This window comes from Quyinboa sediminis, from assembly GCF_042219855.1.
Classification (GTDB): Bacteria; Bacteroidota; Bacteroidia; order Bacteroidales; family UBA5342; genus JBHJHP01.
The window spans coordinates 1-8,079 of the sequence record NZ_JBHJHP010000015.1; the positions used below are offsets into that span (position 1 = coordinate 1).

The 8,079-nt window shown below is 32.5% G+C and carries 12 protein-coding genes; all 12 read right to left on the reverse strand.

The genetic code is table 11. The features are described from left to right. Positions 1-276: 276 nt before the first annotated feature. Positions 277-600 (reverse strand): type II toxin-antitoxin system PemK/MazF family toxin, encoded by a 324-nt coding sequence (locus tag ACE1EF_RS19685; RefSeq protein ID WP_375722423.1) that lies wholly within the window; start codon positions 598-600, stop codon positions 277-279. Further along, complete coding sequence (locus ACE1EF_RS19690; protein WP_375722424.1) at positions 591-836, reverse strand: AbrB/MazE/SpoVT family DNA-binding domain-containing protein; 246 nt, start codon at positions 834-836, stop codon at positions 591-593. The genes ACE1EF_RS19685 and ACE1EF_RS19690 overlap by 10 nt, the downstream gene beginning before the upstream one ends. A gap of 206 nt (positions 837-1,042) precedes the next feature. Continuing rightward, positions 1,043-1,426: a mannose-1-phosphate guanylyltransferase gene (locus ACE1EF_RS19695; protein WP_375722425.1), complete on the reverse strand. Its 384-nt coding sequence runs from the start codon at positions 1,424-1,426 to the stop codon at positions 1,043-1,045. A gap of 10 nt (positions 1,427-1,436) precedes the next feature. Beyond that, on the reverse strand, positions 1,437-1,859 hold the full coding sequence (locus ACE1EF_RS19700; RefSeq protein ID WP_375722426.1) for an energy transducer TonB: 423 nt from the start codon (positions 1,857-1,859) through the stop codon (positions 1,437-1,439). Positions 1,860-2,039: 180 nt separating this feature from the next. Beyond that, positions 2,040-2,747: a hypothetical protein gene (locus tag ACE1EF_RS19705; RefSeq protein ID WP_375722427.1), complete on the reverse strand. Its 708-nt coding sequence runs from the start codon at positions 2,745-2,747 to the stop codon at positions 2,040-2,042. 180 nt (positions 2,748-2,927) lie between these two features. After that, positions 2,928-3,305 (reverse strand): hypothetical protein, encoded by a 378-nt coding sequence (locus ACE1EF_RS19710; RefSeq protein WP_375722428.1) that lies wholly within the window; start codon positions 3,303-3,305, stop codon positions 2,928-2,930. Next, positions 3,302-3,826: a hypothetical protein gene (locus ACE1EF_RS19715; protein ID WP_375722429.1), complete on the reverse strand. Its 525-nt coding sequence runs from the start codon at positions 3,824-3,826 to the stop codon at positions 3,302-3,304. The genes ACE1EF_RS19710 and ACE1EF_RS19715 overlap by 4 nt, the downstream gene beginning before the upstream one ends. 646 nt (positions 3,827-4,472) lie before the next feature. After that, positions 4,473-5,141 (reverse strand): hypothetical protein, encoded by a 669-nt coding sequence (locus ACE1EF_RS19720; protein WP_375722430.1) that lies wholly within the window; start codon positions 5,139-5,141, stop codon positions 4,473-4,475. A 156-nt stretch (positions 5,142-5,297) separates the two neighbouring features. Continuing rightward, a complete protein-coding gene (locus ACE1EF_RS19725; RefSeq protein WP_375722431.1) occupies positions 5,298-5,963 on the reverse strand; it encodes an ATP-binding cassette domain-containing protein in 666 nt (221 codons plus the stop codon). Positions 5,964-6,429: 466 nt separating this feature from the next. Then, positions 6,430-6,930, reverse strand: coding sequence for a hypothetical protein (locus tag ACE1EF_RS19730; RefSeq protein WP_375722432.1), 501 nt, complete (start codon positions 6,928-6,930; stop codon positions 6,430-6,432). Between the two features lie 181 nt (positions 6,931-7,111). After that, positions 7,112-7,564, reverse strand: a complete 453-nt coding sequence (locus ACE1EF_RS19735) for a hypothetical protein (RefSeq protein ID WP_375722433.1) — start codon at positions 7,562-7,564, stop codon at positions 7,112-7,114. Between the two features lie 42 nt (positions 7,565-7,606). Beyond that, entirely contained in the window at positions 7,607-7,957 is a 351-nt protein-coding gene (locus tag ACE1EF_RS19740) for a hypothetical protein (protein ID WP_375722434.1), read from the reverse strand. Positions 7,958-8,079 lie beyond the last annotated feature (122 nt).

Genomic DNA, 8,079 nt, shown 5'->3' on the forward strand with positions numbered 1-8,079 from the left:
ATATAACAATCATTGAAATTAGAGTTGTAATGCTTGAAATATGATTAATTTTCATATTATTTTCTTCTCAAGGGTTTATTTTGAAAATCTTTTTAGCAAATGTTTAAAACATCATCTTTCATTATGGTGGCTAACGTTCCCGCGGTATGCTGTCGTGGCAGTTTCTTTCCGACGGGAAAGTAACTGTCATGACGAAAGTGACAGCCGCGAACGTTGAATTATTTGGTTTAAAAATACTGCCATGCAGTATGACCGCGTGTTAGGCTTAGTTTGTTTTTAATCAACAAAGGTCTCCTTGATTATTGCTTTTAACTCTTTTATTTCAGGTTTTGATAATCTACCAAGCGGTTTTACGATTCTTTGTTTGTCAATTGTACGGATTTGGTCTAAAACGATCCATCCAATTTTACTATCATGTTTAACTTCAATCCTGGTTGGGTAATTCTTTGAACTAGTTGTCATTGGTGCAATTACAACTGTTCTCAAGTATTTATTCATCTCATCAGGTGAGACAATAACACAAGGTCTAGTCTTTTTTATTTCACTACCAATCGTAGGGTCTAAATTCACAAGAATGATTTGATATTGTTTTATTTCCATTCTTCAAGGTTTTCGTCTTCAAAGACATCATTAAAAAGAAGTCTGTCATCTCCATTTTCATTCATTTCTTTAAAAGCTTTATCCCAACCTTTTCTTGGTGTTGATAATGGTCTTAAAACAATTTGACCTTTTTCAAGAATTAAATCTACAGTATCTTTAATATTATATCTTTCTAATAGTGTTTTACTAAGTCTGATACCTTTTGAATTTCCTATTCTAACAACTGAAACTTCCATAATTCGATCTTTTAGTATTGTAATTACAAAGTTATCACGAATATTCTATTTTTCCAAATTAAGCCTAACGTTCCCGCGGTATGGTGTCGTGGCAGTTTCTTTCACCCGTGAAAGGAACTGTCAGGACGAAAGGAGCTTTGCACGAACGTTGATATTTTTTGATTAAAAGTACTGCCATGCACTATACCGTGTGTTAGCGGGCGTAATTATTTATTTGTCAATTTTTCATTCTCAATCTCATAATAATCAATCGGCTGTCTTGTTTCGACAATATCAACTGTCATGAATTGCGATTCTTTTAATTCTGTTAAATTTCTATAATCAAGGTATTCAATGACAGCTTTGCTGTCAATCATTATTTTGCCGTGTCCAGCCCAGTGCCTGTCGTGCCCATTTCGTTTTATTCTTGAAATCCAATATCCTTCACCAGTCTCTATATCAGTATAATTACCGTGTCCATATTTTTGGAATGCTTTATTGTTGAAATAAATTGTTTTCCCGGTCTTAGATTTTTTGACATATCCAATCCATGCAGGTCCATCATGATTTGAACCTGTTTTTTTCTCTATGTAATATAAATCAATAGGCATATAATAAAATTTACTGTAATTTAAAATTAAGTGGGAAAGTCATCTTAACTGGTACTGGTTTTCCACTGCATTTACCGGGTTTCCAATCAGGCATTAGTCTCATTACTCTCAATACTTCTTTATCAAAATCATCCTGTAGGCTGCGAATAATTTTCAAATCTTTCATTTTACCTTCTGCATCAATAATAAATCCAATGATAATCATGCAACAAGCATCAATCTCTTGCGGATATTGAAAATTGTTCATGAAAAATTTTATCAGTTCACCGTCTCCTCCAGGATAATGAGGCATTGAATCAACAAAAACATAATACTCTGTCTTTGAAATAGAATCTGTATAAGGAACGCAGCGTAAAGTATCGCTATTGATTGAATAGGAATGAAAAGAAATCAAGATAAATCCAGTTATAAATGCAATAATTTTTTTAATCATAATCCTTGTTGATTCGGTTTTTTCATTATGACCGCTAACGTTCCCGCGGTATGGTGTCGTGGCAGTTTCTGTCCGATAGGATAGGAACTGTCAGGACGAAAGGTGCTTGCAGCGAACGTTGAATTATTTTGGTTTAAAAGTACTGCCATGCACTATACCGTGTGTTGTGCCCTGGTTTTTCTATTCTTCTTCTAATATTTCCTGTTCAATTGATAAGGTGTCTTTATAGGCTTTTACCATATTTGGTCTTTTTGTAGAAATATCTATATTAAAGCTACGAGTCTTTAAAATAGAATCATATTCTTGCCCATTAAATCTACCTTTAATCGTATCTTCAATGGAATAATGGAACTTCCAAAGCAATTCATTTTCACTGCGGTCAAATCTCAGGTCAACATATTTTTCGTCGTACTGAAAATTTTGAATTTGAAATATTGAATCAGCGATAGTTATAGCTTTATCATAGTTTAATAATTTATAGTCAAAAGGTTTAGGTATATTTATATCAATAATTTGTCCATAACCATCCATATCAATTTTTATAATATATTTCTGTATTCCTAACTTCAAATTATGAAAGTTATAATGTAGCATATATTCCGGTAAAATTCCGTTAGGAGAGTAATAATAATTGTAATCATATAAATACTTTTTCAGGTCAACTTTATAACCATTTGTAAATGTTACATCGTTAGTATCAACACGCCAACTATCTAGATACGCAGGGATTATATATTTAAATAAGTCAGGAAAACTGTCAACCGAAAAATATTCAGTTAAGTAAATGTCATCAATATATTTAAAGTCATTCTCTGAGTACAATGATTTTTGCGCATTTGTACAAATAGCGAAGTAGAGTAATATTGGTATTATAAAAATTCGTTTCATTTTTTTAAACTTGGGCACAACGTGCCTCGTATATGGTGTCGTTTGGCGCTTCAAGGCACTTTCCTATCAGACCGTTACAAAGCTGAGTAAAAGAAACTAAGCCAAAACCTTTGTACGATCCGCCAAATGCACTATATACGATGTTGGCAGCTGGGCATTTATAGTTCATTATATCTATAGTTAATCAACATTTTGGATTGAATCTACTTTGGTTGTTATTAGAAGAACTCCTCGTTTACCTTCATCGCCGAAAATTCTTATTGCTGGTTCTTTCTTTAACAGTTCAATTTTTTTAATATCCCTCTTTTGTAATCCCGTTTTTCTCAAGTTTATTTCATCAACATTTACGTATTCAATACCATCAATTACTAAAATCGGATGCTTTGATAATTCATTTTCCTCAGAGATTGCTTTGATTTGCTCTATTAAAAATCTTTTATCAGTCCCTTTATTATCAAGTAAGTATCTACTGTTTACACAGTTGAAAAAAACCAGGAAGGATATTACTAAAAATCCTATTTTACTATATTTTAGCAATAAATTAAAAATTCTAGTCATTTCTTTAAAGTTATAATTACCACTCCATCATAATCCTCATTAGTATACTTTTTTATATCATCGATGTTTTTTATTACATCAATTGATTCGATATTATTAGGATCGAGTTTTTCTAATTCTTCCTTTGTGATTTGTTTATCGCCTAGCAAAAATAAAACTTTTCTATCATCTATTGTCTTGGCTGATTTTTCTTGAATGTTTTTTGTAGTTACAAGCAATACTCCTCCTCGTGCCCTTTCTCCATAAATATTTATAGCTGTTTTACTATCTTTTGACAAAAAATCAATCTGGCTGATGTCTGATTTTGATAAATGATGAGATTTTTCTTTATAATCTGCATAATCAACTGCAAATCCATCAATAACGATCAATGGTGAGTTTGATATTTTATCCTGACTCTCAATCTCTGATATATATTGAACTATATAATCTGTATCATTTGTCTTATCAGTTGTCGCTTTTTTGGTCGAGAAGCAACTTGTTAAAAAAAACATCAATAAAATCAGGGTTACAATCTTCATTTTTAAAATCTTTTTTATCGTGTAATTATTTTGATAGCAGGATGTCATAGCCTTGCTGCCAACGTTCCCACGGTATGCTGTCGTGGCAGTTTCTTTCCGACGGGAAAGGAACTGTCAGGACAGAAGAGACAGCCCGCGAACGTTGATATGTTTTATTTAAAAATACTGCCATGCAGTATGACCGTGTGTTGTATTTAGTGCCTTATTTTTTATCAGTCACGTTATCCAAATTGATGTTCCACAAATTAAACACTTCCGTAAATCAGAAGAGATTCAGCCACCGACGACCGGATAATGTAAATCAAAACTTTACGATATTGCGTCAACCCAAAACGATATTGCGTCAAAATAGGAAACTTTAAAGTTGAACAAGCTGAGACTCCACCCAACACCTGGTTAAAATCAATCGTTGATCCTGTTTAATAAAGAACGTTCCCTGCTTCAGCCGAAAGAGGGTGGAGGCCAATTTATAAGATCTCACACAACTAATCCCGGCATTAAATACAACGTTCCCGCGGTATGGTGTCGTGCGGTTGACTGTCCCACGCAGTGGAGACTGTCAAGCCGAAAACGACGGCATACGGAATGTGAGTTTGCAAATTAAAACAAAACCGCATGCACTATGACCGCGTGTTGGCAACAGTTTTTATTTTTTTATTTCAATCAACGAATTTATTGTATTCCATGTTTTTGGGTAATATTCAGAGTAATAAAATTTAGTATTGGTAATTGGATATGCTCCTTGGGTATATACTAAAAACCTGGAAATCATTAATTGGGTTTCATAATCTTGCTTGGTTAGAAAATCATTGAATTCTGAGTCACTCCAAATATTAAATATATTCCATGCTATTTGATTGTTTATTTCTGCCGCTCCACCATCTACAATATTGTTTAGTTCCAGTATTCTTAGAAAAGCTTGTTCATTAATATTTGCTGCCTGTTTTACCAAATTACAATAATTGTCGATCCCGTAATAGTTAAAATTGTCCAAATTATAATTACTACAAGCTATTTGGAAAAGGGTTACAGTATCAGTATTTAGCTTAAATATCTTCTCATTTTGTAATAAAATAATATTTCCTCTATCGGTGAATCCATTTTCTCCCTTTCTTGTCCATATCTGCCATAAATCTGATTCATATTCTGGTTTGAAAGTGATAAATTTTTCATTTTTCATGACTCTCCCAACGATGCTATCATTTAGTATAAGATTAATGCTATCAAGTCCCTTGGCTAAAACCGCTACGGATTCCTGGGAAAAAACAATAGTAGTTAATATAGACAGATATGTTATTATTAGAATCGTTCTCATTTCAAAATTGTTGCCAACGGTCCCGCTGTATGCTGTCGTGGCAGTTTCTTTCCGACGGGAAAGGAACTGTCAGTACGAAAGGCACGGTGCGCGAATGTTGATACATTTTTATTTAAAATTTAACTGCCATGCAGTATGACAGCGTGTTAGCAACCGTTAATTCTCGGTCATTCGTATATATCCCAATGTTTCAATATCGTTAATACTTTTTGTTAGATAAGTTTTCCCATTATTGATTACGTATAATTCATCGCAAATATCAATAATATGTTTGTACATATGGTCAGTTATTATTATCCCTTTATTTCGTTTTTCTCGAAGAATTAGATTTTTAATAGAATCTACATGTATTGGCATAACTTGAGAAAAAGGTTCGTCCAACATGCAAAATTTTGTTTGAGAAACCAATATTGTATAAATTTCTACAATTCGTCTTTCCCCTCCTGATAGATTAATCAATTTTGACTTATAGAATTTATCGAATTCAGGGAAGTTATAAATCAAATCAGCAAAATCAAGTTTGAAATCACTAAAAATTCGTTTAATTGTTAGCGATTTAGGAATAAATCTCCTTTGTGGTAAATATCTTAAATCTTTTGGGGAACGACTTGAAGTAAGTAAAGTATTACCATTTATTCGGATTGATTTATCGTTTGGAATAAGTTCTCCAAACAGAATTTTCATTAAACATGTTTTGCCTGTTCCATTCCTTCCTAGTATACCAGTTACTTTCCCTGTTTCACTTTTTAAATAAACATTCTGCAAAACTCGTTTCGAACCAAAATCTAAAATTACGCTGTCAATCTCAAGTATGTTTGTCATTGATTCATTAAGATAACGGAGAATAATACAAGAAAGAGAATAAAGTCAAAAGAAAGAGTTGTTATCCATAATTGTTTTTTTGTCAATCCAAGGTTTTTATAATAATAGAACTCATTTTTTTTGGAGTTATGGATATAATAAAAAATAAATCCAAGAGTAATAATCTTAAACCAAAACAAATATTGAATTATATATATTGCCTTTTCACCATAGAAGTTTACTAGAAACAAACATGAAAGAGTTATCAAATTACTGGATAAAGCAAATGACTTGTAAAATGTAATTATTAATTTAATAGTCGTTTTCATTTTAATGGTTGCTAACGTTCCCGCGGTATGGTGTCGTGGCAGTTTCTTTCCGACGGGAAAGGAACTGTCAGGACGAAAAGCGCGTGCATCGAACGTTTATACATTTTGTTTAAAATAACTGCCATGCACTATGACCGCGTGTTGGCAGCTGTAGCTTTTTAATCATATAAGAATCGTTTAAAAGTCTTTCCGTCAAAATAATAAGACCAACTCAAACTTTCTTCAGTCAGGTCAATGGAAATTCCATCATTGGGAACATTTATTTTATTTGTAGCTGACTCCCAATCACCTTTTTGCTCAACACTAATGAATATTTGAATCTCTTTTCCCTGAGAGCCCAAATGTTTTATTAAAATCACCTTATAATCATTAATTTCTTTAATAAAAGCATAAAGGGATACTTCATTTAAGGAGTCAGTTAAAAGTATTGCATAGTCTAATTTATTATCTCCGTTAAAATCACTTGAACAGTAATATGGTAATGTTCCTTCAGTCTTAAGGTATTTATTCCAATCTTGTAAATATTCTTTAGTTGTTGGAATTGAAAAACCAGGCAGTTCTTTTTCTATAAAATTAATTAATGAATCTGGAATGTTTGTCGCCTTAATATTACAGGTTAAGAATAGGAAGAATGCGGTGAAAACTAATATTCTATTCATAATAATGTAAATTTTTTTCTTTTGCTATTGCTGCCAACGTTGAGTGTATGCGTAGTGGCGGACTTCGGAGCTCTTCGCTATCAAACCGAGATGGTGTTGATGCGAGCTACAACCCTTGATATTTACTACTTTCCCCGCCATTACGTATGACACATTGTTATGCCTTGTTTTTCCTTGTCCATCAGTTAATTATCTCAGTATTTAACAAAGTCAAATCGTACTTTTCTCCTTCGTCAATCAAATCCCCACAAATCTCCAAATCAGACATATTTTCGAGTCTATTTTCGTCTGTTTTACTCAAGAAAGTTGCAATCATTTTGCGAGTTTTACCATTAAAGTCAATCTGTGCCGAGATATATTTGTGTCCACCACCAGCTCCAGTCGATTTTATGTCATATTTGGCTAAAGATATTTTATAATCAATCGCTTTTAGCATATCCTGATTTATTATAAACAATGTATCACCTGGTTCATTTTCATAAATCCAGTTTTTGAGCTTTAAAGACTCCAAGTGGTTATCAAAATCAGATTCGTTATCAAAAAATTCTCCAAGTTTGTCTCGAATATCAATATAGTAAGATTTACAATCCTTAGATTTTATAAACTCAATTATATGTTTTTCTTTTTCAGTCATATTTTAACACTCAGTCAGTCTGTTTTGTTGTAAGTGGGAAAGTTAATGGTCAAATCCATTCAGTCCCCATTTTGTAAAAGCAATAACCATTAGCAATATCAACGAATACACAACAACTCTCCTAATTATCAAAATCTTATTATTCTTCTTTTTAATACTAAATCCAATAGTTATCAAAACCGCTAATGATAATACAACAAAAAGTATCGAATTCTTTAAGTATTCAAGTCTCCAAAATTTTTCCGATGTATCAAGGTCATATACTTTTATGTAATCACTAGGATTGTTATAAAATTCAATTGCATCAATTGGCAACAAAATCAGTAAAAAAATTGAAAGAAGTCCAATTAATCCAGTAAATATTAAATCAGTCGTTGTTAAAATCTTTCTCATTAGGTTCAATTTCTTGGTTGAACGATGTCGCTCTTAAATAAGGCATAACGTTCCCGCGGTATGGTGTCGTGCGGTTGACTGTCCCACGAAGTGGAGACTGTCAAGCCGAAAACGACGGCATA

Bases quoted from the DNA above. Each gene is read 5' to 3' on its own strand.
- ACE1EF_RS19685 (WP_375722423.1), bottom strand. From the start codon at position 600: ATGGAAATAAAACAATATCAAATCATTCTTGTGAATTTAGACCCTACG.
- ACE1EF_RS19690 (WP_375722424.1), bottom strand. From the start codon at position 836: ATGGAAGTTTCAGTTGTTAGAATAGGAAATTCAAAAGGTATCAGACTT.
- ACE1EF_RS19695 (WP_375722425.1), bottom strand. From the start codon at position 1,426: ATGCCTATTGATTTATATTACATAGAGAAAAAAACAGGTTCAAATCAT.
- ACE1EF_RS19700 (WP_375722426.1), bottom strand. From the start codon at position 1,859: ATGATTAAAAAAATTATTGCATTTATAACTGGATTTATCTTGATTTCT.
- ACE1EF_RS19705 (WP_375722427.1), bottom strand. From the start codon at position 2,747: ATGAAACGAATTTTTATAATACCAATATTACTCTACTTCGCTATTTGT.
- ACE1EF_RS19710 (WP_375722428.1), bottom strand. From the start codon at position 3,305: ATGACTAGAATTTTTAATTTATTGCTAAAATATAGTAAAATAGGATTT.
- ACE1EF_RS19715 (WP_375722429.1), bottom strand. From the start codon at position 3,826: ATGAAGATTGTAACCCTGATTTTATTGATGTTTTTTTTAACAAGTTGC.
- ACE1EF_RS19720 (WP_375722430.1), bottom strand. From the start codon at position 5,141: ATGAGAACGATTCTAATAATAACATATCTGTCTATATTAACTACTATT.
- ACE1EF_RS19725 (WP_375722431.1), bottom strand. From the start codon at position 5,963: ATGACAAACATACTTGAGATTGACAGCGTAATTTTAGATTTTGGTTCG.
- ACE1EF_RS19730 (WP_375722432.1), bottom strand. From the start codon at position 6,930: ATGAATAGAATATTAGTTTTCACCGCATTCTTCCTATTCTTAACCTGT.
- ACE1EF_RS19735 (WP_375722433.1), bottom strand. From the start codon at position 7,564: ATGACTGAAAAAGAAAAACATATAATTGAGTTTATAAAATCTAAGGAT.
- ACE1EF_RS19740 (WP_375722434.1), bottom strand. From the start codon at position 7,957: ATGAGAAAGATTTTAACAACGACTGATTTAATATTTACTGGATTAATT.